The sequence below is a fragment of the Mycobacterium sp. NS-7484 genome (assembly GCF_001953975.1).
In the GTDB taxonomy this organism is placed as follows: domain Bacteria; phylum Actinomycetota; class Actinomycetes; order Mycobacteriales; family Mycobacteriaceae; genus Mycobacterium.
The window spans coordinates 39640-65831 of the sequence record NZ_MBEJ01000094.1 but is presented as its reverse complement, the minus strand read 5'-3'; the positions used below and the strand labels follow the sequence as shown (position 1 = coordinate 65831).

Annotated in this window: 21 protein-coding genes; 6 read left to right on the top strand and 15 right to left on the bottom strand. The window is 65.2% G+C overall.

The features are described from left to right. Nucleotides 1–10: 10 nt before the first annotated feature. From A5733_RS17410 to A5733_RS17380, 7 genes are all read right to left on the bottom strand, one after another. Nucleotides 11–1387 carry a hypothetical protein gene (locus tag A5733_RS17410; protein ID WP_076241004.1) on the bottom strand — a complete coding sequence of 459 codons (1377 nt, stop codon included), beginning with the start codon at nt 1385–1387 and terminating at the stop codon, nt 11–13. 1 nt (nt 1388) lies between these two features. After that, on the bottom strand, nt 1389–2336 hold the full coding sequence (locus tag A5733_RS17405; protein WP_142254050.1) for a sulfotransferase family protein: 948 nt from the start codon (nt 2334–2336) through the stop codon (nt 1389–1391). An 86-nt stretch (nt 2337–2422) separates the two neighbouring features. Beyond that, entirely contained in the window at nt 2423–2761 is a 339-nt protein-coding gene (locus A5733_RS17400) for a hemophore-related protein (protein ID WP_076241003.1), read from the bottom strand. Between the two features lie 90 nt (nt 2762–2851). Next, on the bottom strand, nt 2852–5683 hold the full coding sequence (locus A5733_RS17395; RefSeq protein WP_076241002.1) for an RND family transporter: 2832 nt from the start codon (nt 5681–5683) through the stop codon (nt 2852–2854). Nucleotides 5684–5688: 5 nt separating this feature from the next. Next, on the bottom strand, nt 5689–8589 hold the full coding sequence (locus A5733_RS17390) for an RND family transporter (protein WP_076241001.1): 2901 nt from the start codon (nt 8587–8589) through the stop codon (nt 5689–5691). Continuing rightward, nucleotides 8586–8996 carry an MmpS family transport accessory protein gene (locus tag A5733_RS17385; protein WP_083666270.1) on the bottom strand — a complete coding sequence of 137 codons (411 nt, stop codon included), beginning with the start codon at nt 8994–8996 and terminating at the stop codon, nt 8586–8588. Before A5733_RS17385 ends, A5733_RS17390 begins: the two co-directional genes overlap by 4 nt. Nucleotides 8997–9600: 604 nt before the next feature. Continuing rightward, a complete protein-coding gene (locus A5733_RS17380) occupies nt 9601–10431 on the bottom strand; it encodes a hypothetical protein (RefSeq protein ID WP_233152716.1) in 831 nt (276 codons plus the stop codon). Between the two features lie 281 nt (nt 10432–10712). Between A5733_RS17380 and A5733_RS17375 the strand changes: the two genes are divergently transcribed. Beyond that, nucleotides 10713–12008: an adenylate/guanylate cyclase domain-containing protein gene (locus A5733_RS17375; RefSeq protein WP_076241022.1), complete on the top strand. Its 1296-nt coding sequence runs from the start codon at nt 10713–10715 to the stop codon at nt 12006–12008. On the opposite strand, the gene A5733_RS17370 is transcribed toward A5733_RS17375, so the two are convergent. The 8 genes from A5733_RS17370 to A5733_RS17335 are packed head-to-tail and all read right to left on the bottom strand — an operon-like array spanning nt 12005 to nt 19599. Further along, nucleotides 12005–12490, bottom strand: a complete 486-nt coding sequence (locus tag A5733_RS17370; RefSeq protein ID WP_076240999.1) for a Dps family protein — start codon at nt 12488–12490, stop codon at nt 12005–12007. The two genes, A5733_RS17375 and A5733_RS17370, sit on opposite strands and share 4 nt — an antisense overlap. A 28-nt stretch (nt 12491–12518) precedes the next feature. Next, nucleotides 12519–14306 carry a DUF2339 domain-containing protein gene (locus A5733_RS17365; RefSeq protein WP_076240998.1) on the bottom strand — a complete coding sequence of 596 codons (1788 nt, stop codon included), beginning with the start codon at nt 14304–14306 and terminating at the stop codon, nt 12519–12521. Between the two features lie 43 nt (nt 14307–14349). Beyond that, nucleotides 14350–15003, bottom strand: coding sequence for a response regulator transcription factor (locus A5733_RS17360; protein ID WP_076240997.1), 654 nt, complete (start codon nt 15001–15003; stop codon nt 14350–14352). Beyond that, nucleotides 15003–16160, bottom strand: a complete 1158-nt coding sequence (macS, locus tag A5733_RS17355) for a MacS family sensor histidine kinase (RefSeq protein ID WP_076240996.1) — start codon at nt 16158–16160, stop codon at nt 15003–15005. Before macS ends, A5733_RS17360 begins: the two co-directional genes overlap by 1 nt. Before the next feature lie 9 nt (nt 16161–16169). Next, nucleotides 16170–17027: a sulfurtransferase gene (locus A5733_RS17350; protein ID WP_076240995.1), complete on the bottom strand. Its 858-nt coding sequence runs from the start codon at nt 17025–17027 to the stop codon at nt 16170–16172. Between the two features lie 10 nt (nt 17028–17037). Beyond that, nucleotides 17038–17790 (bottom strand): amino acid ABC transporter ATP-binding protein, encoded by a 753-nt coding sequence (locus tag A5733_RS17345; protein WP_076241020.1) that lies wholly within the window; start codon nt 17788–17790, stop codon nt 17038–17040. Between the two features lie 14 nt (nt 17791–17804). Then, a complete protein-coding gene (locus A5733_RS17340; protein WP_076241021.1) occupies nt 17805–18707 on the bottom strand; it encodes an amino acid ABC transporter permease in 903 nt (300 codons plus the stop codon). Between the two features lie 7 nt (nt 18708–18714). Then, entirely contained in the window at nt 18715–19599 is an 885-nt protein-coding gene (locus tag A5733_RS17335) for an ABC transporter substrate-binding protein (protein ID WP_083666266.1), read from the bottom strand. Between the two features lie 207 nt (nt 19600–19806). Here A5733_RS17335 and A5733_RS17330 point away from each other — a divergent pair, with 207 nt between their 5' ends. From A5733_RS17330 to A5733_RS17310, 5 genes are all read left to right on the top strand, one after another. Continuing rightward, nucleotides 19807–20397, top strand: a complete 591-nt coding sequence (locus A5733_RS17330) for an HdeD family acid-resistance protein (protein ID WP_076240993.1) — start codon at nt 19807–19809, stop codon at nt 20395–20397. Nucleotides 20398–20481: 84 nt separating this feature from the next. Beyond that, nucleotides 20482–22011, top strand: coding sequence for a cytochrome ubiquinol oxidase subunit I (locus tag A5733_RS17325; RefSeq protein ID WP_076240992.1), 1530 nt, complete (start codon nt 20482–20484; stop codon nt 22009–22011). Nucleotides 22012–22026: 15 nt separating this feature from the next. After that, nucleotides 22027–23067: a cytochrome d ubiquinol oxidase subunit II gene (gene cydB / locus A5733_RS17320; protein ID WP_076240991.1), complete on the top strand. Its 1041-nt coding sequence runs from the start codon at nt 22027–22029 to the stop codon at nt 23065–23067. Nucleotides 23068–23117: 50 nt separating this feature from the next. After that, complete coding sequence (gene cydD / locus A5733_RS17315) at nt 23118–24671, top strand: thiol reductant ABC exporter subunit CydD (protein WP_076240990.1); 1554 nt, start codon at nt 23118–23120, stop codon at nt 24669–24671. Next, nucleotides 24658–26190, top strand: a complete 1533-nt coding sequence (locus tag A5733_RS17310; protein ID WP_076241019.1) for an ATP-binding cassette domain-containing protein — start codon at nt 24658–24660, stop codon at nt 26188–26190. Before cydD ends, A5733_RS17310 begins: the two co-directional genes overlap by 14 nt. Nucleotides 26191–26192 lie beyond the last annotated feature (2 nt).

Below are 26192 nucleotides of genomic sequence, written 5' to 3'. Positions count from 1 at the left end.
TTTCGGTATGTCAGTGGATCTCGCCGACGAGGAGAAAGTCGTCCAGCGTCCGTGCAGTCAGTTCACGCAACGCCTCGGTCGTGTTCTCAGTAGCGGGTTGGTAAGCACCGACGCTGATGAAGATCTTGCCGCTCAAGCGGCCAGAGAGGACGACGGCCCGCCCGCCTGTCCGATCGAGAAGTTGTCGCGATTCCTGCTGACCGGTGGTGCGGGCATTGGCGAATTCGGCAACCGTACCGTCGGCTTGGCTGATCAGTGAGCTGAGATCGCCCAGGTAAGAACAGAACACCGGTTGGTCAGGATCGGCCGGCACGCTGGAAACCATCTTTTTCAGCGCTCGCTTCGGCACAAAGGAGGTCAGCCACAGGAGTTCCTTGGACACATCCGGTGTCTCTCTCATGTGTTTCAGAGTGTGTTTGATCGCGGTGCGGATCTCACGCAAATCTGTTGTGGCCTGCGATGGGTCGACGGTGACGCGCGCGTACGACAGGGCCATCGCTCGCGTGTCGTCCGCCGAGACACGGTCGCTGATCGGCAATTGCAGGGTGACGGCGCCGTCCGCTGCTCGCGTGCGCCCGAGGTGCTCACCGAGTTTGGCCGCGAAGGCCGCCGCCAGAGTGTGACTGGCACCTCCGAGCACTTCAGCTCGCGCATCCCAGTCGGCAAGGTCGATGTAGACGGTGAGCGCAGGCACGAGGACGGTGTCATCGCGGTCCGCCGTATCGATCGGGACAGCCGGCCGCGTCGGTGAAGGATGCCCCTGGCCTCGGGTGGGCCTTTGCTTGCGGGCAGCTTTCGCTGCGGCAATCAGCGCGCGGCCGACATTGGGTACGTCCATCGCGGTGTGCCGGAGATCCTGGATCAACCCGCGAAACCGCGTGCGCGACAGTGGCGATGGGTAGCCGAGCTCGCGGGTCTTGCCCAGCGTCCCTTCTATTATCACGAGGGCCAGTCCGAGGCCGTCGATCAAGTTGTGTGAGAGCACCAGGCTGATGGCGGTCGAGCCGTCATCGAGTGGAACGACACCGAGGTGCCAACCTGGACCTGATTCAGCGTTGACGGGCAGCTGCGAACGCTCATCGACCCAGTCGCCCAGTGCGGCACGTGGGCGCGTCGACTGGGCAATGTCGATTTCAGACGGACCACGGTCGACGACCCAACGATGCCGGGCGATCGGCAGCGCCGGACGCTCGATGCGACGGCCCAACAAACCCTGACCGAGCGCTTGGTGAAAACGTCGGAGCGCGTCGAGGTCGACGGCCCGTTCGTATAGCCAGGTGACCTGTATGACGACATTCATGCCTGCGGCGTGATGTTCTGCCAGCAGAGCTTCATCTGCCAATGCGAGCCGATTGTCCGGCCGCGTGGGAGCTGTGGCCTTTCTCATCTCACGCCCACGTCCCCCGACGCCGGTGTGCCAGGGCCACTGCTTCGTAACGCAGCTTCAAAAGGGATGGGCGGATGAACCGGTTGAGCTTGTGCAGGCGGTGGGAGTTCTCGAACACCGTCCGGAAAGTCTGTTCACTCGCTCGATATTCGGCATAGACGCGGTCCAAGACGGCTTGGTTCCAGGGCTCGTCACGTGCCGCGGCGTGCAACACCTCGTAGACTTCGGGGATCCAGCCGGTGCCGAAGGCATCGGTCACCGGCCCGGTGTGCCGCTGACGGTGGAGATCGGGGGTGAGGAACTCCTCGATGGCACCCTCGTCCCGGGTGTCCAGATCGATTCCAAGAGCCAGGGAGATGCGTTTCACTTCCCGCTGCCAATCTTCGAGGAGGTTTGCGTACTCGACGAAGACCCGCGGCACCGTACGGGTATGCCGCTCCGCGAGCAGATTGAACTTCACCCAGAGTGCACTCCCGAGTTCCGGTGAGGTCAGAAAGTCCGCGGCTCCCGATGCGATGACTTCCTGTGGTGGGCGCACCATGTTCACGACGGCGATGTCGTAGCCGGCCAGGCGGGCGGCTTCAAACCACACAGTGGTCAGCAACGTTATCTGCAGATCTTTGACGAGCACCAACGGTGCAGAGGGCAATGTGGCGAGAAATTGCCCAACCTTGGTGACACAGTCCGCTTTCTGGCCGGCGTCGAACCCGCCGTCCTCCTGCAATCGCAGTGACGTGTCGAATACGGCGCTGCCGTGGCTGCGCAAGATGGTGTTGTTGAGATGAAGAGACGCGCGCGGCTCCCAGTACCCACGTGGGTTTCTCGGATCGGCACCGGACAGTCCGGCCGGGAGCGTGGCGCCACACAGCGAGAGAACCCGGGTGACCGCCGATGTCCCGGATCGAGGGACACCCAGTACGAACAACAGGACCGGCCGGACGGTGCTCACGAGCGATCCTTGAGTGTCGGTGACGGCTTGAGGTTTTCGGGCAGACGCTCAACGAGGCGTGCGCAGCGGCTCACGGTCATCTCAGCTCAGAAGTTGTGGCACGTGTTGAATGCTTGTTCGATGGTGCCGAGGTACGGCTGGAACATCGGGGCGTTCGCTACGTCCCGAGCCGTCTTCGCCCGCTTGTCCGGCCCGTCGGCCAGGAACTCGCGCAAACCGCGCTGCAAGATGGGCGACTTGCTGAATGCGTTGGCGACTTGCGGATCCTGGGCATTGAGTGCCGATACCAGCTGGGGATAGCTACACGTCGTGTTGATTGCGGCGTCCAGGTTCGGCGCCGCCGAGGCGACGCCCGATCCCGCGGCCAATGACAGTGCCAGTCCCCCGATTCCGGCGGACAGTCGGGTCGATGACAGACCGAACATGTGCAAATCTCCTCTCTACCACTGCTTCCCGACCGGCTCGAGGTGAGTCTGGCGGGCCTTACTCGGGTTCTTTCCGGTACACCTGTGAAATCAGACCTCCTGCGCAATCATTGGGCTGACGGGCGGGTGCACCGGGCCCAGTACCGCACTTGCCGGTCGCTGCCGGACTCTCAGTGGCCACCAGAACCACCGCCCCAACAGCGCCGCGATCGCCGGGGTCATGAATGCGCGTACCACCAGCGTGTCGAACAGCAACCCCAGTCCGATGGTGGATCCCACCTGCCCGATGATGCGCAGATCGCTGACCACCATCGACAACATGGTGAACGCGAACACCAGGCCGGCAGTGGTCACCACCTTCCCGGTGCCGCCCATGGCCCGGATGATGCCGGTGTTGATGCCGGCGCCGATCTCCTCTTTCATCCGCGACACCAGCAACAGGTTGTAATCAGACCCCACGGCCAACAGCACGATCACCGACATCGCCAACACCAACCAATGCAGCTGGATGCCGAGGATGTGTTGCCAGACGAGCACCGAAAGCCCGAATGCGGCCCCCAGCGACAGTGCCACCGTCCCGACGATCACCAGGGCGGCCACGAAGCTTCGCGTGACGATCAACATGATCCCGAAAATCAGACAGAGCGCTGCGACCCCGGCGATGAACAGGTCGTATCTCGACCCGTCCCGCAAATCCTTGTACGTCGCGGCGGTACCGGCCAGGTGGATCGAGGCGTTCTCCAACGGAGTCACCTTGATCGCCTCCTCTGCGGCCGTCCGCACGGCATCGACTCGGGAGATACCTTCGGGTGTCCCGGGATCGCCCCGGTGGGTGAGGATCAACCGCACGGCCTTGCCATCGGGCGAGAAGAACAAACTCATCGCACGTTGAAAGTCTTTGTTCTCGAACACCTCTGGCGGAAGGTAGAAAGAGTCGTCATTCTGTGCAGCGTCGTAGATCTTCCCCATCGAGGTGGCGTTCGACGTCGTGTCGTCGACGATGGCGATCATCCCGGACATGGTGCTGTGCATCGTCAGCATCATGTTTCGCATCGACTTCATGATCGCGATCATCGGTGGCAACTGTGTGACGAGCTGTGCTTGTAACCCATCGACTCGCACGAGGTTGTCGAGAAGTTTGTGTAGCTGAAGGCTGAGTTTGTCGGTGCCATCGAGCGCGTCGAACACGGATCGAATCGCGAAGCAGACCGGAATGTTGTAGCAGTGGCCTTCCCAGTACAGGTAGTTGCGCAGCGGCCGGTAAAAGTCGTCGAAACTTGCCACGGTCGCCATCAGCTGGTCGGTGAGTTCTGCTGTCTCACCGGTCAATTCGACCGTGTTGTGGGTGATCGAGCCGATCAACCGCATCAGGTTGTAGGTGCCCTCCATCTGGGTGATCATCTTCTGCATGTCGTCCGCCTGCTTCACCATGTCATTCATGCGATCTTTCGCGAACGGCATCACCTGAAGAAGGCCGGCACTTTGCAGGCTGATTTGAAACGGGATCGACGTGCGTTCGATCGGGCTGCCTTCGGGCCGGGTGATGGTCTGCACCGTGGCGATGCCCGGCACCCCGAAGATGTGTTTGGCCAGCTTGTGTAGTACCAGAAAGTCGGTCGGGTTGCGCATGTCGTGGTCGGCTTCGAGCATCAGGATGTCCGGCGTCATCCGCGACTCGGGAAAGTGTCGTTCTGCTGCGGCATATCCGACATTGGCCGGGATGCCTTGGGGCACATACAGTCGGTCGTCGTAGCTGGTCTGGTATCCGGGCAGGGCCAGCAGGCCGACGAACGCCACGGTGCACGCGGCAGCCAGAATGGGCACAGGCCAACGGACCACCGCGGTGCCCACGCCGCGCCAGCGTCTGACCATGAGCTTGCGCCTGGGCTCGAACAACCCGAAGCGACCGCCCACGGCGATGACGGACGGAACCAGCGTGACAGCCACCGCGACGGCGACGGCCATGCCGACAGCCGAAGGTACGCCCATTGTCTCGAAGTAGGGCAAGCGGGTGAAGCTCAGGCAGTAGATGGCCCCGGCAATCGTCAGTCCTGATGCCACCACCACCTTGGCGACACTGCGATAGGTGGTGTAAAACGCGGTTTCTCGGTCCTCGCCGGCTTGCCGGGCTTCGTGATAGCGACCGATGAAAAATATCCCGTAATCCGTTCCGACCGCGATACCGAGCGACACCAGCAGATTGACCGCAAATGTCGAAAGTCCAAGGATCTGATGGTCACCGAGAAACGCGACGACGCCCCGGGCCGCCTGGACTTGGATCCCGACCATCGCCAACAGCAGGACGACCGTGGTGATCGAGCGATACACGAAGAGCAACATCGTGAAGATGACCGCAAGCGTCACCAGTGTGATCTTCATGATCGAGGAATCACCGGCGTGGTTCATATCCGTCACCAGCGGAGAGGGTCCGGTGACATAGGTTCTGATTCCGGCCGGTGGCGGCGTCTTCGCCACGACGTCCCGGACCGCTTCCACCGACTCGTTTGCCAACGCTTGGCCCTGGTTGCCCGCCAGGTTCAGCTGAACATAGGCGCTGAGGCCGTCGGCGCTTTCCACGCCCGAGGCGGTGAGCGAGTCGCCCCAATAGTCCTGCACATGCTGCACATGGGCGGTGTCTGCCCTCAGCTGACGAATCAGCTCGTCGTAATAGCGGTGCGCGTCTTCACCCAGGGGCTTCTCGCCCTCCAGGACGATCATCGCGACGCTGTCGGAATCGGATTCCCCGAACACCTCCCCCATGCGCTGCATCGCCTGAAACGACGGCGCGTCTCTGGGCACCAGCGGTACGGAGCTTTCCCGGCCCACTTGCTCCAACGACGGCACAGCGAAGGTCACAACGGCGATGAGCGCCAGCCATCCGAGGATGATCGGCACTGCGAGCCGATAGATCAACGCTGCCATGCCGCTCAGCGCTCTTGCCTCTGCAGAATGGACCGGACAAGTTGGCCACGGCCGGGTGTGCGACGCGCTGCGCTGAGCGGGCGCGGGTGCACCCGCTGCGGCCACCAGAACCATCGTCCGAGCAGCGCGGCGATCGCCGGAGTCATGAACGCCCGCACCACCAACGTGTCGAACAGCAATCCGACGCCGATGGTCGCGCCCAACTGGCCGATGGTGACCAGGTCACTGACCACCATCGCCAACATCGTGAACGCGAACACCAGGCCGGCGGCGGTGACCACCTTGCCGCTGCCGCCCATGGCCCGGATGATGCCGGTGTTGATGCCGGCGCCGATCTCCTCTTTCATCCGCGAGACCAGCAGCAGGTTGTAATCCGAGCCCACTGCCAACAACACGATCACCGACATCGCCAAAACAACCCAGTTCAAGGGCATACCGAGAATGTGCTGCCAGATGAGCACCGACAGCCCGAATGCCGCGCCCAGCGACAGCGCCACCGTCCCCACGATCACCAGCGCCGCGATCAGGCTTCGCGTGACGATCAGCATGATGCCGAAGATCAGACACAGCGCTGCGACAGCCGCGATCAGCAGATCGTAGGTGGAGGCTTCCACCAGATCTTTCACCGACGCTGCAGTGCCCGTGAGATAGATGGTGGCGTTCTGTAGCGGTGTGCCCTTGAGCGCTTCCTGCGCTGCCGTTTCGATCGGGTCGACCAGCGACATGCCTTCGGTGGTCGCCGGGTCGCCGCGTTGGGATATGAGCATGCGGGCCGCCTTCCCGTCCGGAGACAGGAAGATGTCCATCACACGTTGAAAGTTTTTGTTCTCGAAGACTTCTGGGGGAAGGTAGAAGGAGTCGTCGTTCTGCGCGGCGTCAAATGCCTTGCCCATCGCGGTGGCGTTGTCGGACGTCGCCTCCATCTGCTCCATGATTCCGGACATGGTGCTGTGCATCGTCAGCATCATGGTGCGGGTGGATTCCATGGTCGAGATCATCACGGGGAACTGAGCCGCCAACTGGGGCAGAATCTCGTCGAGGCGATCGAGATTGGCGACGAGATCGACCATCTTGACGGTGATCTGGTCAATGCCATCGAGCGTGTCGAACACCGATCGGATCGACGAACAGATGGGAATCGTGTAACAGTGCGGCTCCCAGTAGAAGTAGTTGCGGATGGGTCGGAAGAAGTCGTCGAAATTCGCGACGTGGTCGCGCAATTGGTTCGTTGTCTGTTGCAGCTCGTGAGTGTCGGCGACCATTCGATGGGTCGTGTTGACCATCTCTTCGGTCAGCGCCTGCATGCGCTTGACGATCGTGATCGTCTTCTGCATATCGTCGGCCTGGACCAGCAGGTCGTCCATCCGATTCTTCTGGAACGGCATCAGGTGCGTCTGCGATGCGTTGCTCATGCTGAGCATGAACGGGATCGTCGAGTGCTTGAGGGGCTCACCGCCGGGACGGGTCGGCGCCTGCACGGTCGACACACCCGGCACCGACAACACGCCCTTCGCCAGTTTGTTCAAGACCAAGAAATCGACCGGATTTCGCATGTCGTGGTCGGCCTCGATCAACAGGATGTCGGGCGCCATCATCAGTGACTGCGGAAAATGCCGTGTGGCCGCCGCGTAGCCGACATTGGCCGGGATGTCCTGGGGTATGTACTTCTGATCGTTGTAGCTGGGCTTGTAGGCGGGAAGTGCCAACAGACCGATGAGCGAAACCGCGCACGTCGCAACGAGAATCGGGCCCGGCCATCGAACGACAGCCGTTCCCACCTTCCGCCACCGGCGGACGGTGATCTTGCGCTTGGGCTCGAACAATCCGAAGCGGCTGCCCACGGCAATGACCGCGGGCACCAACGTGACTGCCACCAGAACAGCAGCCACCATGCCGATCGCGGTGGGAACGCCGAGAGTTTGGTAGACGGGTAGGCGGGTGAAATGCAGACAGAGAATCGCGCCGGCAATCGTCAAACCGGAACCTACGACCACCTTCGCGACGCTTCGGAACGTCGTGTAGAACGCCGCCTCTTTGTCCTCACCCGCCTGGCGTGCCTCCTGATAGCGCCCGGTGAAGAAGATGCCGTAATCCGTTCCCGCCGCGATCGCGAGTGCCACCAACAGATTGACGACGAACGTGGTGATCCCGATGACCCCGAGACTACCCAGCAGGGCGACGACCCCGCGTGCCACCGTCAGCTCGATGCCCACGACCACGAGCATCAAAATGACGGAGACGATCGATCGGTAGACGAGCAGCAACATCACGAAGATCACCGTGAGACTCAACGAGGTCACCAGCGCCACCGTCCGGTTGCCGGCCGGCCCCAGATCCGCAGCGAATGCCGCCGGTCCGGTGACATAGGCCTCGACCCCGGCCGGGGCCGGGATCCGGTCGACGATCTCCCGCACGGCCTCAACGGATTTGACCGCAGACATCTCCTGGTTGCTGGTCAGGGTCACCTGCACATAGGTGGCCTTGCCGTCGAGGCTCTGCGCGGCGCCCTGCGTCATCGGGTCGCCCCAGAAATCCTGGACGTGCTCCACATGGGTGGTGTCGGCTTTCAACTGACGAACCATGTCGTCGTAATAGCCGTGGGCGTCGTCACCAAGGGGTTGTTCGCCCTCCAGGACGATCATTGCGACCGCACCGGAACCGGCTTCGCCGAAGAGCTGGCCCATGCGCTGCATCGCCTCGAACGACGGTGCAGCGGTGGGATCCATCGCCACGGCGTGTTCTTTCTCCACCTGCTCGAGCGACGGAACGGCGACACTCAAGAGCACCGTGATCGCCAGCCAGCCAAGGATGATCGGTACGGACAGCACGCGGACCAGATGCGCGATGACCGGCCGGTGCCTGGCGATCGGCAACGGCTCCGTCACCGGTTCACTGTCGGTGCTCATGCGGCCTTCAGCTGACAGAAGGTGAATGCGCTCACGCCGGACCGGACTTTCTCATCCTTCACCTCGTCGCCGACGAGGATGCGGCACCCGATGGACTCCGTGTTGCCCTGTGCGGTGACGTTTCCCATCGCCGTCGCATCCGAAATCGGGAACTCCACCGACCAGGGCAGCAGCGCGTCCCGGATGAGTTGCGGCTCGGCATCGGCATCGAAGTAGCTGATGGTCGCGACGGTCCCGGGTGGGCCGAACACCTCGTACACCAGATGCTTGGGATCGTGCGGGCGCTTCTCCTCTCGCTCGGTGCTGGTGTATGTAGGACGGCTCTGACTGCCGAAGACATCGTGCAACCGCGACACCGTGAATCCACCTGCGACAGCGACCACCACGAGCACCAGCGGAATCCACAGCCGCTTCAGAATCCTGAAAATCGCGAGTCCTCCGCCTGTCTCCGTGCCCGGCACCACGACGGGCGCACAAATATGCATCTACAGATCGGATGCGAACTCGGCGAGATGCCCAGTCTGGGACGCGGTGACATTCCAAGCTCGACCACGTGCACACCCGCGCGGACGCGAGGTGCGCAATGGTGAGCACGACCCGATCCCGAAGAGTAAAACACGCCGATGCGTCAATAAAGGCGCAAACGACGGACTTGGTCCGAATCGCCTTGACGCCTTGATATTCACCCGGATGCGGTGCGTGCTGGCATACCCGCCACCGCACATGCCGAGTACTGAGGAGGGCCCACGAGCGACGGTGGTGAAACCGGGCAGACGCCGACCAAACATCGGCAGATGGTTGGTGAATTCGGTGAATGGACCACGAATCGGGCCATTGCTGCACACCGGTCGACACCGTGCCGCGATGCACAATGAATCTAACTGACCTTCACAAATGCGGGCCGCACCGTCGTCGACACGTCGCTCGGCGCGTTGCGCGGTGTTTGCCGTCCGCAAGGAGCCCGGCCTGACGTCACTGCACCTCGATATCCGGTGCCACGTCGGACACCGGCTACGGCAGGAACCGGGCGATCTGCGGCGAGGGCAGTCGGTGTGCGGCCCGCGCCTGGCGGAAGCCGGCCACGCCGCCCACCGCGGTCAACAACACCATGCCGCCCAATCCGGGCAGCACGGCGAAGAGAAGATCGGAAGTACTGGCGGTGCGCAGATAATCCGCGTATCCCGGACGGAAGGACTCCGGGACCGCCGGAGCCGTAAGGAACTGGGCGGCAGGGGGTTCCGATCTGGGCGCGGGCGCCATCGGGGCCGGCGGTGTAGCCGCCGGGGGCGCGACGGGTGCGGGTGCGGTGATGACCGGCGCGGGTGGAGCGACCACCGGCGCCGGGGCGGCCGGCGCCGCGGGAACGGCGGGTGACAACGGCGCCGGCGCCTTCGGCGGGGCCGCACGAATGACTATTTTCCGACTGCTCGGCGCGGTGGGCACCGGAGCGAGGTTGGGTGCCCTGCCGATGTTGCCGTTGCGGGGAATCCCGGCGGCCCCGCCCCCACGGGAGGTGAGGACACCTCCCCCGGCCACGCCCGCCGACAGAACCTCACCCACGGACACGACGGCGGTCGGAGCCTGCGCGGAGGTGGCCGCACGAGCCTCCGGCGCAGAGGCTTCGGAGGCACCCACCTTGGCCGACGCTCCCGAAGCCTCGGAAGCCCCGGACGTCCCGGACGTCCCGGACGATGCCGGTGGCCCACCGATACGGCCGTTGCGCTGCGCACCGACCCGGGCCCCGCGATCGGATTTTTTCTTCTTTTGCTTGTGGTCGAAGATGTGCAGCACGTCGAAGTCGATGCCGAACAGATCGGCGGAGGCCACTGCGGTGCCGGCCATTCCAGGCCCGGCCACCATGGCTCCGCACGCGATTGCACAGCCGGCAGCGGTGGTACGCATCCATGACCGGTCCACGACGGGATCCCCCCGGAAGAGATCAGCGGCTCGGCGGCCGCATTCACTAGAACAGGTTCCTATTGTGGCATACGGGTTGCGGCGTACGGGTCGTCGGGTGTTTGCTGGCGGACCCGCTCGGCAGCGTCCGCGCAAATTCGGCCAACCGCGCTGCCTGCGGCGATACGCTTTCATCCGTGGTGGTCGAGGTCCGCCGGTCGGTGTGCATGCCCGAGATGGCGCTGAACAACCGCGTACCGGCCCGCACTCGGCACTACGCCGAGAGCGTGTCGAGCCGACTGCGGGTGTTGAACATCGCGGCCTGGATCGCTGCGGCCGTGTCGGGGGGTTTCGGAATCTTCCAACTTGTGCTCGGCGGGCCGATGTGGCGGTTCGGCTTCGTCAACCTCGCGACCGCCGCGTTGTTCCTGTTGGTGCCACTGCTGTACCGATTCGGCGAATTGATCGCGCCGCTCGCCTTCTTTCTGGTGGCCTTCACGTCGGTGTCGGTCATGTGTTTTGCGGTCGGGACCGGCTCGGGGCTGCAGTTCTACTTCGTCGTCGCCGCATCGCTGGTGGTGCTGGTGTTGGGTATCGAGCGGATCGCGTTGGCGGCGACGCTGGCAGCCGTGGCCGTGGCGGCCACGATCACGTTGGAGATGCTGACGCCGCGCGACCGCGGCCTCGGACCGCCATGGGCCATGACCGCCGGCTTCGTCCTGTCCGCCGTGTCCGCTGCCGTGATGGTGTTTGCCACGGTGTGGGTGGCGATGCGTGAGGTGGCCCGGGCCGAGCATGCGATGGAAGCCGAATATCAACGGTCCGAGCAATTGCTGGCCAACATCCTGCCGACCACGATCGCCCAGCGACTCAAGGACCCGTCGCGCACCATCATCGCCGACAAGTACGACGACGCCTCGATCCTGTTCGCCGACATTGCCGGCTATACCGAGCGGGCCAGCGACATCTCGCCGACCGATCTGGTGCGCTTCCTGGACCGGCTGTACACCGATCTGGATGCGCTGGTGGACCGCCACGGTCTGGAGAAGGTCAAAACGAGCGGTGATTCCTACATGGTGGTGGCCGGGGTGCCCAGACCGCGCGCCGACCACATCGAGGCGCTGGCATGTCTGGCGCTCGATCTGGCCGACGCCGTGGCTGATCTCAAGGATCCCCGGGGAAGGGCGGTGCCGCTGCGGATCGGTCTGGCCGCCGGGCCCGTGGTCGCCGGAGTGGTCGGTGCCCGGAAGTTCTTCTACGACGTGTGGGGTGACGCGGTCAACGTCGCCTCACGCATGGAGACCACCGATATCGCCGGCCGAATCCAGGTGCCCCAGAACGTGTATGACCGCATCAACCACGCGTTCGTGCTCGAAGAACGCGGCGACGTGGAGATCAAGGGCAAGGGGCTCATGCACACCTGGTACCTGGTCGGGCGTCGCGACGACGAGGCGGTACGCGACCGGCTGGAGGCCACTGGCCCGCCACGTACCGCCTCGACCGTGCCACCGGCGACCGGTTAGACCTTGCGGTTCTCCGACTTGATCAGCCACGCCAGCTTCTCCAGTCCGTCGATCAGCTGGTGCAGGATGTCGGCAGTACTGGGGTCGTGCGCATCGACGGGATCGTGTACCTGACGCAGGGTGCCGACAGTCGCATAGATCCGGGTGGCGATGAGATCGACGACCTCATCGGTGCTTCGTTCGTAGCCGGGGAACTGTGGAAGCGTGGTGGTCGCTGCGACGGTGTCTGTGCGTCCGTCGGGAACGGCGTCCAGCGCGCGCATCCGTTCGGCGATGGTGTCCGCACCCTCCCGGGCGAAATCGACGACTTCATCGAGCTGCAGGTGCAGATCGCGGAAGTTGGTGCCGACGACGTTCCAGTGGGCCTGTTTACCCTGGAGACCCAATTCGATCAGGTCGACGAGCACTTGCTGCAGGGCTGCGCTGAGCTCGGGAGCGGCCTGGTAGCCCTGGATATCAGTTTCGGTTCGACGTGTACTCATGCCATGGACAACCCGATATTTTCTGGAATCATTCCAAAATAGACGGGGTCGTGTTCGCGCTCACATCAGAGCGTGCGATGCCCTGGTCCTGCTGGTTGAGCAGACGGGCGTAACCCGCTCCCATGCCCAACAGCGCCAATCCGACCACGATGAATACCGCCACCCGGAACATCCCGTCGAGCGTGCCCAGGTCGAAGAGGAACAACTTGGCCGTCGCGGCCGCGACCAGCGTCATACCGCCACCGATCAACAGCGATCGGTGCGCTTTGGGTTGACGTGCGGCGTATCCGAGTAGTCCGGCCGCTGCCGCGATCCAACAGATGGTTGCCGCCATGTGGCCACCGAAGAACCCGGCCTGAACCCCGCCGATCGCCACACCGGCGGTCACGGTGAACACCGTCACCGCGTACCCCGCCACCACCGCGGCCACCGCCCACACCAGCCGGATGACCTCACGGTCGATCAGCTCGCCACTCGAAAATGCCCATCCGATCGCGGCCGCGGCCGCGATCGCCAGCAGGCTGCTCACCAACACCGAAACCATCACTCCCCCTAGCAATTCGGTGGCGTCGACCAGCATCTCGGGCCCGGCCGAATCCAGGAAGATGGCACCGCCCACAACGGCCATTCCAACAGCAATCCACCGCGTCACACCACCATGGCGCCCGCCGACCGCAATCACCGTTGCCATGGCCAGCACCACCGGGCCCGACACCTCGCCGTCGAAGGCCACCAGCACCGCCACCAGGGCGGCAACCGCGGCCAGGACCGTCCACACCTGCCGAACCGTCGCACTCACGCCGGGCACGCGGTCGCCCAGCGCCACAATGGCCACCAGGGCCGCCGCCAACGCGGCCACCATCAGCGCCGCGATCACCCGGTCCACAGCGGCCGAGACACAGAGCAGTGGCAGTACTCCACCGGCCGTCCACACCGCCGTGGCCGCCGGTCTGGTGGTCCAGCGCAACGTCAGCAGCCCGCTGCCCAACGCGAGCACCGCCGCAACCGCACACGCCAGCGCGAGCATCAGATCGTGGTGACCGCCGATCGTGGTCGCCACCAAGGCGATCAGCAGTGGCCCGGTGGCCGCGACCGTCCGCGCGGCGTACAACCACAGCCAATCCCGGCCCACTTGGACCGGCAGCGCGGCCGCCGACAAGGCCAGCATGAATCCGATGAGCAACAGCGTCACCCCGTCCGTGATGGCGGGAGCCAACGCGATCAGCGGCACCAGCACCAACATGCCGAGATTCTGGGCGTTCCACCGGCGCGCCAGCATCAGGCCCACGCCACCGACCGCCGCGGCCAAGGCCAGCCCGATCGGCGCGGGCGCCCAATGGTAGATCGACGTCACCGCGATGACGTCCATGTAGGCAGCAGCAATCCCCGTGGCAGCCAAGGCGATTGCCCCGGTTCGGCCATCCGGTCGGCGGTGCAGCGCCCATCCGGCTCCCACCAGCACGGCAGCCAGCACCGCGCCTGCGGCCACCCGGAACTCAGGGCGCAGGATGCCCGCCTGAGCGGCCAACACCAGCAACAACACCACACCCGTGAGCGTCACGGTCACGCCGGCCGCCGCGAGCGCCTTGCCGATCCAGCCCTCGGAACGCTCGGGAGGCGGCGCGGGTGTCTGCGATCGCACCGTCGCAGCGCGGACCGGTTTGGGCGGCGGAGCGGGCGGCGGGGTGGGCGCCGGAGCCCGATCGAGCATCCGACCCAACTCCCCCAGATCGGTGGCGACCCGGTTCAGGTATGCCGAGATCGCGGCGAGATCCGACGACATGCGGGCGATCACCACGCGATTTGGTTCGCTCATGCCCTCATCCTGGCAACAGAATCCGTCGCCGTGATGAGTAGGACTACTCGTCGAGTCCGTGTTCGATGGCGTAGCGCGCCAGCTCGACTCGATTGGCGACCTGCAACTTGCGGAACGTCGCCTGGACATGGTTCTCCACCGTGCGGTGGCTCAGCGAAAGCCGGGTGGCGATCTGCTTGGCCGTCAACCCTTTTGCCACATACCGCAGCACCTCGGTTTCACGTTCGGTCAGGCTCGGTGTGGCCGGACCGTCGTCCGGCCGTTGGGCGATGCGTCGGTACTCGCCGAGGACCAGCCCGGCCAGCCCCGGGGTGAACACGGCACGCCCTTCGGCGGTGGCACGTACCGCCGCGGTCAACTCCGCCTTGGACGCACTCTTCACCAGATAGCCGGTGGCCCCGGCCTTGACCGCCTCCAGGACATCGTCGCGCTCGTCGGAGGCCGACAACACCAGAACCCGTGACGACGGTGAGACGGTGAGCACCTCCGCGGTGGCGGTCGCACCGCTGCCGTCGGACAGGCTCATGTCCATCACCACGACATCCGGCCGCACCACCTCGGCTCGCCGGCGCGCGGCGGCCGCGCCCTCGGCGGTGGCGACGACCTCGAATCCGTCGTCGGCCAGATCGCGCGCCACCGCGTCGCGCCAGATCGGATGGTCGTCGACCACCATCACGGTCAGGGCACCTTCGGTCATCACTGTCCCTTCTCGACGACAGCACGATCGGCGGCCGACCGCGGTAGCGTCAGTTCCCATTCCGTACCGCAGCCCGGGGCGGTACTGAGCTGCGCCTGTCCACCCAACCACTCCATCCGGCCGACAATGGATTTCGCGATGCCGACGTGTCCTTCGCGGACCGCCTCGTCCAACCGTCCATCGGCGATGCCGACACCGTCGTCGCGGATGCTCACCGTCACGGAATCACCAAGATCTTCCAGCAGCACGAAGATCCGGGCGTCCGGCCCGGCGTGGGCGACCGCGTTGTCCAGGGCGTTGCCCGCGGCGGCGAACAACTCCTGGGCGACGGCATGGGCGAGCAGCACCGGTTCTGCGGGCAGGCTGACCGCAATCCGATCCGATGCGCGGGACCGCAAGAGCGCCCCGATGTCGGTGGCCGAACCGGATTCGGCGTCTGGGTCGGGCGCACTGACCAGCCGGCGCAGGGCACGTTCCTGCTCGGCGGCCAGCTCGGCCAATTGCGCTGTCTCCCCGCCGATCTCGCGGCCCTTGCGGGCAACGAGCGCGAGCACCTGGATGGCTCCGTCGTGTACCCGCCGCGACAACCGTTCGCGTTCTTCCAACGAGGCGGCCAAGCGTGCCGCGCGCTGTAACTCGGCATGTGCCCGGCGGGCGGTCTGGGCCGCCATCCCGACCGCCAGACCCACCGCCAATTCAATGACGATGGTCGCGTTACGGCCCAGATTGATGCTGATGTAACCCTTCAACGCGGCCGCCGCCGCCATCACAGCCAGTCCGGCCGACATCCCCCCGACCGGGCCGAACTGCAGCGCCGCCGAAATCGTCGCATTGGTGGCCCACAACGTGGTCGGCCAGGACTGGTTGTCGGCGATCCAATGGTCGGCCGCCACCAATTCGGTGGACAGCATGAGCACCAGCGCGACGACGACCTCGGCGATCACCCACGATGCACGTCGGCCGAAGCCCTGCAGGTAAGCCACCGCGCAGGCGATGCTCCACAGGATCAAGACCGCGCACAGCACCCCGGCCAGGATCGGGCGCGCCAGATCGTCGTTGATCGCGATCTGGAATCCGAGGGCGTACAGGCAACTCAACAGCCGAAAGATCTGCGCGGCACGCCACAGCGGCGTGACCGGGTCCGGGCTTCTCGGCATTTGCTCAGGCTAACTCGGTCCCCGCGCCACGGGCCGCTGCGGATTCGACGCCCACTCAGACCACGATCCCGGATACAGCGCCGCGTCGACTCCGGTGGCAGCCAGGGCCGCCACTGCCAGTGCCGCGGTGACGCCTGAGCCGCAGTACGCGCCGACAGCGGCGCTTCCCGTCACGCCCCGATCTGCCAACAGGGCGTGCAGTCGGGCCTCGGGAACAAGCGTGCCGTCCTCGGACAGCAATTGGGTACTGGGCAGGTTGACCGCTCCGGGGATGTGGCCGGCCACCGGGTCGACGGGTTCGAGATCGCCGCGGAACCGTTCCGGTGCGCGCGCATCCAGCAGCACGTCGACATCGGCGGCGACCTGTTGGGCCGTCAGGGTGCCCAGCGCCCCGTCGTACAGGTCGTCATGGCGGACCTCGACGTCACCGGTCTCAGGGGTCACCTCGCCCGCCTGCAGGGTGCCGCCTGCCGCCGTCCACGCCGGCAGGCCGCCGTCGAGGATGCGGACACCGTCGATCCCGGCTGCGGTGAGCACCCACCAGGCCCGGGCCGAGCCGGCACGGTTCCAGTCGTCGTAGACCACGGTGGGCACGCCGGTGCGCACTCCCCAGCGGCGGGCCGCGGCCTGCAGGTCGGCCCCGGATGGCAGCGGATGCCGGCCGCGGCCGGTGACGCGGTAATCGGTGAGGTCGTCGTCGAGGGAGACGTAGACCGCGCCGGGCAGATGACCGTTGAGATACGCCGGTCGTCCGTCCGGCTCGGCGAGGGTCCAGCGGACGTCGAGCAGCGTGACGGGACCGCCTGACTCGAGACGATCACGAAGTTCGTCCGCCGTGACGAAGACGTCGGCGCGCACACGGGTCACGTTCCCGACGCTACATCACCTTCGACAGAAACTCTTTTGTCCGTTCATGTTTGGGGTTGCTCATCACCTCGCGCGGCGAGCCGGACTCCACCACCACGCCGCCGTCCATGAACACCAGTTTGTCGGCGACTTCACGGGCGAAACCCATCTCGTGGGTCACCACCACCATGGTCATCCCCTCACCGGCGAGCTTCTTGATGACTGCCAGCACCTCACCGACGAGCTCGGGATCCAAGGCCGACGTCGGCTCGTCGAACAGCATCAGCTTGGGGTTCATCGCCAGCGCTCTGGCGATGGCGACCCGTTGCTGTTGACCACCCGACAGCTGTGCGGGATAGGCGTCGGCCTTGGCCGCCAACCCCACCTGGTCCAGCAGATCTCTGGCCCGCGCCAGGGCAGCGTCCTTCTTCACCTTCTTGACCTGGATGGGCGCCTCGATGATGTTCTCGAGCGCCGTGCGGTGCGGGAACAGATTGAAGTGCTGGAACACCATGCCAATGTCGCGGCGTTGTCGAGCCGCTTCGCGCGGCGCCATCTCGTGGAGCTTGCCCCCGCGTTCGTGATAGCCGACGAGCTCCCCGTCCACGTACAGCCGGCCGGCGTTGACCTGCTCAAGGTGATTGATGCAGCGCAGGAAGGTCGACTTGCCCGAGCCCGACGGGCCCACCATGCACAACACCTCGCCCCTGCCGACCTCGAGGGTGACCCCTTTGAGGACGTGCAGGGCACCGAAGTTCTTGCACACGCGCTCGGCCCGCACCATCGGTTCGGCGGCGCTCACGGCGTCTCTCCCATCTGCGCCCTGGCCAGGGCTTCCAACTGTTTGGATGTCAACTTGCGCGACGCTCCGCGGGCGTAATACCGCTCGAGGTAGTACTGACCGACCATCAGGACACTGGTGATCGCCAGGTACCAGGTGGACGCCACCAGGAGCAACGGTACCGGCTGAAACAGTGCCACGCCGATATCCTTTGAGCGGCCGTACAACTCGAAGCTGTAGGGAACCGCGGTGACGAGCGACGTGGTCTTGAGCATGCTGATGAACTCATTGCCCGTCGGTGGGATGATCACCCGCATCGCCTGCGGAAGCACCGTGCGCCGCATGGTTTTCCCCCACGACATGCCCAGTGCGACCGAGGCTTCCGTCTGCCCCTCGGGCACCGAATTGATGCCGCCCCGGATGATCTCGGCCATATAGGCCGCCTCGTTGAGGCCCAGGCCGAGCACCGCCAGCCAGAACACGTTCGGATCGGACAGGCTGAACTCGAACAACCGCGGACCGAAGGGCACGCCGAGTTGAATGTTCTGGTAGATCACCGGGACCAGGCCCCAGAGCACCAATTGGACATAGATCGGGGTGCCACGGAAGATCCACAGATACGTCCACGACACGGCCTTGAGCACCGGATTGGGCGACAGCCGCATCACGGCGAGGAGCACGCCGAGGACAAGCGCCAGGACCATCGAATAGATGGTCAATTGCAGTGTGTTCCAGGCAGCTTGCGAGATGCGTTCATCGAACAGGTACTTGACGTAGGTGTCCCACCCGTAGGCCTCGTTGGTGGCCGCACCGTAGACGAAGAGGGCGAGCAGGATCAGGATGACCACTGCCGCCACCCACCGCCACGGATGTCGCAGCGGCACAGCGTCGATGGCAGGTGGCGGCGATCCGTCGGTCATCGACAACTCAGCTGACTGCGCCGTTGACGACCGGTTTGTCGATCATCCCGTTCTCTGCGCCCCAGTTCGCGGCGATCTGTTTGTAGGCGCCACTGTCGATGAGATGCTCAAGAGCCTGCTTGAGGGATTGTGCCAGCGGCGAATTCTTTTGCACTGCCCAGCCATAGGGTGCGGAGTCGAAGATCTCCCCCGCCGCCTCGAGCTTGCCCTCGCTCTGCTTGATCGCAAAGGTGGTCACCGGCGAGTCGGCGGACATGGCGTCCGCCTGGCCCAACATGACCGCGTTGGTGGCCGCGGTCTGATCATCGAACTTGACGACGTTGATCGCGGGCTTACCCGCTTCGGCACACTTCTGGTTGCGGGCCGGCATCTCCTCGGTGTCCTGCACCGTAGCGGTCTGCACCGCGATCTTCTTGCCGCACGCGTCATCCGGGTTGATGCCGGCGCCGACCTTCTGGGCCCACGCCGAACCGGCCTTGAAGTAGGTGACGAAGTCGACCTGCTGTTCGCGTTCCTTGGAATCGGTGAACGAGGACATCCCGACGTTGTAGTTGCCGCCCTGGACGGACGGGATGATCTTGTCGAACAACGAGGCCCGGTACTCCGGAGTGAGTCCCAGTGTCGCGGCGATGGCGTTCATCAGATCGACGTCGAAACCGATGATCTTGCCGCTGGGGTCCTTGTATTCGTTCGGCGGGTACGACGGGTCGGTACCGACGATGAGCTTGCCGCTCGACTTGATCGGCTCGGGCACCGAGCCGGCAATCGAATCGACCTTTTCCACTTTCGCGGCGGTGGTCGCGGTGGCCGGTCCGCTGGAATCGGTGTTGGTGGCACAACCCGACATCGCGAGTGCCCCGCTCGCCGCGAGCACCAACGCAGAACGCCAAATCCTGCTCCGCCGGGGTCGACATCCAACTGTCACGGTTGCCTCTCTTCTCTGTCTGCGGCTGCGGTCCGTCGCTTCCGAATCCGAGACGTTAACGGCCCGCGGCCCGGTGTGCAGCGCCGGTAACGGAACATTAACGACCACGCTTCAGCGCCACAGCCGTACCGTGAAATCCGTGTTCAGGGCCGCACAGTGTGCCACACTTCGGGCATGGAAACCACCGCTGCCCCAAGCCTGTTGCCTCATCTGTGGAAGACGGCATTGGTCACCGGCATCCTCGCCATCATCCTGGGTGTTCTTGTCTTCATCCGCCCGGGAGCGGCAATCTTCGTCACGGCCATATTTTTCGGCGCCTACCTGCTGATCACCGGTATCTCGCAGCTCGTCCTGGCCTTCAGCCTCCGCTCGTCGGTCGGCGGCCGGGTTTTGCTGTTCGTCGGTGGCGCTGCAGCGCTCGTGCTGGCCGTGCTGTGCTTCGTCAACCTGGAGAACTCGGTACAGCTGCTGGCGATCTGGATCGGCGTCGGCTTCATCTTCCGCGGTGTCGCGACGGCGATGTCCGCCATCGGCGACAGCTCCCTGCCGGGACGCATCTGGGAGATCATCGTTGGTGTGGTCAGCGTCATCGCGGGCATCATCATGTTCGTTGCCCCGCTGGAAGGTCTGGTCGCGCTCACCCAGGTCACCGGCATCATCCTGGTCGTCGTGGGTGTGCTGGAGGTGATCTCGGCCTTCGGAATCCGCAGCGACGCCAAGAAGCTCGACGCGGCCGTCTCACCTCAGGCGCCCACCGTGACGTAACACACCGTCGGGGCGAGCGATCGGTGTCCAAATCTCTACTACACTCCGTCGTAGATTGATCTGAGACCTCGAAAGTAGGGCCAGATGGACGCTTTGGACGTGTCACGGTGGCAGTTCGGGATCACCACCGTCTACCACTTCATCTTCGTTCCGCTGACGATCGGGCTGTCGCCACTGATCGCCGTCATGCAGACCGCCTGGATGGTGACCGGAAACGACCACTGGTATCGACTGACCCGGTTCTTCGGCAAGCTCTTCCTGATCAACTTCGCCATCGGTGTGGCGACGGGCATCGTGCAGGAATTCCAGTTCGGGATGAACTGGAGCGAATACTCCCGATTCGTCGGCGACATCTTCGGGGCGCCTTTGGCGTTCGAGGGCCTGGTCGCCTTCTTCGTCGAGTCCACGTTCATCGGCTTGTGGATCTTCGGCTGGACGCGGTTGCCCCGTGCGGTTCATCTGTTCTGCATCTGGATGGTGGCCCTCGCGGTGAACGCGTCGGCCTACTTCATCGTCGCGGCCAACTCGTTCATGCAGCATCCGGTCGGAGCCCGCTACAACCCCGAGTCCGGACGCGCCGAACTGGTCGATTTCGGCGCCCTACTGTCCAACAACACCGCCATCTGGGCGGTGCTGCATGTCATCGGCGGAGCGCTGCTGACCGCGGGCACGTTCGTCGCTGCGGTCAGTGCCTGGCTGATGGTGCGGGACCGGCGCAAGGCGGTCCGGGCCGAGTCCGCGTCCGGGAACGGGTCCGGGTCCGGGTCCGGGTCCGAGGATGCGACGGCGGCCGAGACCGCCAACGACTCCGCCGGGATGTACCGGCCGGCAACGATCCTGGGCAGCCTGGTGGCATTGGCGGCCGTGGTGGTGCTGTTCTTCACCGGCGATGTCCAGGGCAAACTGATGTTTGTCCAGCAGCCGATGAAGATGGCCTCGGCCGAATCGCTGTGTGATACCCAGACCGATCCCAATTTCTCGATCCTGACCGTCGGCACACACAACAACTGTGCAAGCGTGACCCACGTCATCGAGGTTCCCTACGTCCTCCCCTTCCTCGCCGAGGGCAAGTTCAGTGGCGTGACCCTCGCGGGCGTCAACGACCTCCAGCGGGATTTCGAATCGCGCTTCGGCCCAGGCGACTACCGGCCGAACCTGTTCGTCACCTATTGGTCGTTCCGGGCCATGATCGGTCTCATGCTGGTGCCGCTGGCGTTCGCGCTGGTAGCCCTCTGGCTCACCCGGGGGCGCCGGCTCCCCGACCAGAAATGGTTCGGCATCTTCGCCCTGGTCACGTTGCCGACGCCATTTTTGGCGAACTCGGCCGGCTGGGTGTTTACGGAAATGGGACGCCAGCCCTGGGTGGTGGTTCCCAATCCCACCGGTGACCAGATGGTGCGGTTGACCGTGCAACAAGGCGTTTCCGATCACGCCGCCGGCACGGTGTTCTTCTCGCTCGCGGTTTTCACCCTGCTCTACGGCGTGCTCGCGGTCATCTGGTTCTGGTTGATGCGCCGCTACGTGGTCGAAGGTCCGCTGGAACACGACTCCGAGCCGGCGCCGCCCAAACCGCCCGGCGAGGAGGATTCAGCCCCCTTGTCTTTCGCATACTGAGAGGACTGATCGCAGATGGGACTGCAAGAACTTTGGTTCCTGCTCATCGCCGTACTGTTCCTCGGCTTCGTGGTGCTGGAGGGCTTCGACTTCGGCGTTGGCATGCTGATGGCCCCGCTGGCCAGTGCCGGCGACGGTGATCCGGAAAACCGTAGACGCGCCGTGCTGAACACGATCGGACCGGTGTGGGACGCCAACGAGGTGTGGCTGATCACCGCCGGCGCGGCCATGTTCGCGGCCTTCCCCAACTGGTATGCCACCTTGTTCTCGGCGCTGTACCTGCCTCTGCTGGCGATTCTGTTCGGGATGATCCTGCGGATCGTGGGAATCGAGTGGCGCGGCAAGGTCGATGACACCAAGTGGCGTTACTGGGCCGACTTCGGCATCGCCGTCGGATCGTGGCTGCCGGCCATCCTCTGGGGCGTTGCTTTCGCAATCCTGGTGCAGGGCTTGCCGATTGACGCCGAGCATCGCGTTCATACCTCGATCGGCGACGTGCTGAACGCCTATACCTTGCTCGGCGGCCTGGCCACCGCGTCGTTGTTCGCGTTCTACGGTTCGGTTTTCATCGCGCTGAAGACCTCTGGAACCGTACGTGACGACGCCTTCCGGTTCGCGAGGATCCTGACTCTGCCGGTGATCCTGCTGGCCGGCGGCTTCGGGTTGTGGACGCAGCTCGCCCACGGCAAACCATGGACCTGGGCGGCGCTGGGAACCGCCGTCGTCGCGATGCTGATCGCGGTGGCGCTCATGTGGTCGCGATCGCGCGAGGGTTGGGCGTTCGTGGCCACCGTGGTGGTGGTGGCTGCCGTCGTGGTCCTGTTGTTCGGTTCGATGTACCCGCATCTGTTGCCGTCGACGCTGAACCCGGATTGGGGCGTGACCATCTACAACGGTTCGTCGACGCCGTACACCCTCAAGATCATGAGCTGGGCATCGTTGACGCTGCTGCCGTTGGTCCTGGTGTACCAAGGCTGGACGTACTGGGTGTTCCGCAAGCGCATCTCGGCGGATCGGATTCCGGCCTCCATCGGATTGTCACGGCGGTCGGTCTGAACCTCTGGCGAGCACTGGGCATCCGCGGCGCCGCGGGGTCCACTGGCACGTTGCGGCGCTACCTGCTGGCGGCCGTGGCCTGCGGCGTGACCATCAGCGCCAGCACCATCGCGGCGGCCGTGGTGCTGGCCCACATCGTCGCCGGGATCATCGTCGAGCCGGGCTCAGCTACCCACCATGGTGGCGCCCTGGTGGTGCTGTCCGCGCTCTGGATCGTGCGCGCTGTCGCGCACTGGCTCCAAGGGCGACTCTCACAACGCGGCACGACGGCGGTGATCGGCGAGTTGTCCGGTGAGGTGCTGCGATCGGTGACTTCCTCTGCCCCAAGGGAATTGGCATCCCGCCGGGACAGTGCGGCGGCCGTCGTCACCCACGGCCTGGACGGCCTACGCCCCTACTTCACCGGTTATCTGCCCGCCGTGGTGCAGGCCGCGGTGCTCACCCCAGTGGCCGTGCTCGTAATGGCCTGCTACGACCTGCAGGCGGCGCTGATCGTGATCATCGCGCTACCGTTGATCCCGCTGTTCATGGTGTTGATCGGGCTCGTCACAGCTGACCGTTCGGCGGCCGCGCTCACCGCCATGGCCACGATGCAGGGCCGGTTACTCGACCTCGTGGCCGGTATCCCGACGCTTCGCGCGCTCGACCGGGCCGCTGGGTCGGTTCGGCGCATCACCGAACTGGCTGCTGCACATCGACGTTCGGCGATGGCCACCCTTCGCATCGCATTCCTGTCCTCACTCGTGCTGGAACTGCTGGCCACCCTGGGAGTCGCCCTGGTGGCGGTCAGCGTCGGCGTGCGACTGGTCTACGGCGAGGTCACACTGACCGCGGGACTGACCGCCCTACTGCTGGCTCCCGAGGTCTTCTGGCCCCTGCGCCGCGTGGGCGCGGCATTTCACGCCGCACAAGACGGGAAGACAGCCGCCGAACAGGCGTTCCGGCTGTGCGATGCGCACATCCCGGCCGAAGGCGGCGTCCAGCTGTCACCTTCCGCACCGACGCTCGAATTGAGCGCTCAGGGTCCGGCCATCGAACCCGGTCGTGTGACGGTGTTGACCGGACCCAACGGGGCGGGTAAATCCACTGCGCTACAAATGATTCTCGGCTTGACCGAGCGCGGGGCGGACTCCGTGCGGGTCGACGGGGTGGCCGTCGGTGACCTGGACCTGTCGGCGTGGTGGCGCACCGTCGCCTGGCTGCCGCACCGGCCCGTGCTGATCCCGGGTACCGTCCGGGAAAACCTGGAATTGCTCGGCCCCATCGCCGATCTCGAGGGAGCCTGCCGCGACGCTGGTTTCGACAGCGTCATCGCCGATCTTCCCGAAGGGCTCGACACCAGGATCGGCCGGGCCGGCGTCGGTCTGTCCCTCGGGCAGCGACAACGCCTCGGCTTGGCTCGTGCCCTCGGGTCACCGGCGCAGGTGCTGCTGCTCGACGAACCCACGGCACATCTCGACGCGGCCCTCGAGCAGCGGGTCTTACAGGCCGTCGTCGCCCGCGCCCGGGCCGGCGCCACCGTTGTGGTGGTCGGTCACCGGGACCCGGTACTGAACATCGGCGACCAGGTGATCACGATCGGTGGTGCACGTGTTCCGTCGTGATCCGTTGCTGCGCCTGACATTGGACCTGCTGCGGCCCCGTTTGAGCCGACTGATCGTGGCCAGTGTGCTCGGAGTGCTGTCGCTGGGCAGCGCATTGGCGTTGGCCGGCGTCTCGGCATGGTTGATCACCCGGGCCTGGCAGATGCCGCCGATCCTCGACCTTTCGGTGGCCGTGGTCGCGGTGCGGGCCCTGGGCATCTCGCGGGGCGTGCTCGGTTACTGTCAGCGCCTGGCCGCACACGACACCGCGCTGCGGGCAGCGGTGAACGCCCGCACGGGACTGTACCGCCGGCTGGCCGACGGCCCCGACGACCAGGCGATGCGGCTGCCCAGTGGCGAACTGGTGGCCCGGGTCGGCAGTTCCGTCGACGAACTGGCCGACGTCCTGGTGCGCTCCGTACTGCCGATCGTGGTCGCCGGTGTGCTCAGCACCGCGGCCGTCGTCGTCATCGCGATCATCTCGCCGAGCGCCGCCGCGGTACTGGCGCTGTGTCTGCTGGTAGCGGGCGTGGTGGCCCCGGCGATCACCGCACGGGCGGCGACAGCCGCCGAAACCGTTGCCGTGCAACACCGAAGTGACCGCGACGCCGCGGCGATGCTGGCCCTGGAGCACGCGCCCGAACTGCGGGTGAGTGGGCGGCTGGACCAGGTGATCGGCACGTGGGAACGCCACCACAGGAACTGGGGCACGGCCGTCGACCACGCGGCCGCCCCCGCAGCGCTGGCCGCGGCCATGCCCAGCATCGCCATCGGTGCCAGTGTGCTGGGCGCCGTCGTGGCAGGTATGACGCTGGCCACCACCACCGCGCCCACCACCCTGGCCGTCCTGATGTTGTTGCCGTTGTCGGCATTCGAGGCGACTACCGCGCTTCCCGATGCCGCCGTCGGGCTCACCAAGTCACGCATCGCGGCCAGGCGCCTGCTGGAGCTGACTGCGACCGACGACCGGGTACGCCGTCGGCCGGTGGCGCCCGAGGTCGAACTCCCCGCCGGAAGACGGTTGGCCGTGATCGGGCCCAGCGGTTCGGGGAAGACCACGCTGTTGATGTCGATGGCCGAGAAGCTGAACGAGACGCCCGGTCGGGCAGCGTTTTTCGCCGAGGACGCGCACATCTTCGAAACCACGGTCCGGGACAATCTCCTCGTCGTCCGCGGTGACATACCCGACTCCGAGTTGCTGTCCGCGATCGAGAAGGTGGGCCTCGCCGATTGGCTGGCCGGCCTGCCCGGTGGCCTGTCAACCGTGCTCGAGGGCGGCCACGCCGCCCTATCGGCCGGGCAACGACGCCGGCTGCTGCTGGCCCGGGTCTTGATCTCGGATTTCCCGGTCATACTGCTCGACGAGCCCACCGAGAACCTGGATGCGGCTGACGGCCGGCGGATTCTCATCGAAATCCTCACGCCGGGTGCATGGTTCGCGCCCGAGCGGACCGTCGTCGTCGCCACCCACCACCTACCGGCCACGCTCGACTGCCCCGTCGTCCACTGTCCACAACCGCGCACCGCCGCCGGCAGGTAGCC